The following is a 790-nucleotide window of genomic DNA, read 5'->3' on the forward strand; positions in this document are numbered from 1 at the left end:
CCCCCCCACGTCGAAGGTCAGAGCGGGATCCTCGTCACGGCCGGCGCGGGCGACAACGCCGCCGCCGCACTCGGAATGGGTGCGGGCAGCGGTGACATCGGAGTCTCGATCGGTACGAGCGGAACGGTGTTCGCCGTCACCGATGTTGCGGTCGCCGACGCGACCGGCACCGTGGCGGGATTCGCCGACGCGGCCGGAGGCTTCCTGCCGCTGGTCGCGACGCTGAACGCGGCGCGGGTGCTGGATGCCACGGCATCCCTCCTCGGGGTGGATCACGACGAGTTCTCCCGGCTCGCGCTGAGCGCAGAGCCCGGCGCCGACGGTCTCGTGCTGCAGCCGTGGTTCGAGGGCGAGCGCACGCCGAACCTCCCTGACGCCACCGCTTCACTGTTCGGCATGACCCTCACCTCGACGAGCCGCGAGAACCTTGCTCGTGCAGCGATCGAGGGGGTGCTGTGCGGCCTCGCAGACGGCCTCGACCGCATCCGTGCGCACGGCGTGAAGGCCGAGCGCATCCTGCTGGTCGGCGGCGCAGCGCAGAGCGAAGCCGTGGCACGCATCGCGGCGCAGGTGTTCGATGCGCCCGTCGTGGTTCCTGCACCTGGAGAGTACGTGGCGCTCGGAGCAGCGGTACAGGCCGCCTGGGGCCTCAGCGGCGCCGCGCCGCAGTGGCCGGTGGAGATCACCGCGCACCCGGAAGCCGACACGCGCCCGATCATCCGAGAGCAGTACACCGCCCGTCTGCCCTGACTGCTCCCCCGCTCGCCGTCGACACGAGCCATCCCGTTTC

At 71.5% G+C, this 790-nt stretch carries 1 protein-coding gene; it reads left to right on the forward strand.

Annotation, left to right across the window (positions count from 1 at the left end; genetic code table 11):
* Positions 1-750: FGGY-family carbohydrate kinase (locus ACNPNP_RS06285; protein ID WP_448965187.1), on the forward strand; the 750-nt coding region annotated here is incomplete at its 5' end.
* Positions 751-790: the final 40 nt, after the last annotated feature.

The sequence above is a fragment of the Microbacterium xerophyticum genome, from assembly GCF_053543555.1.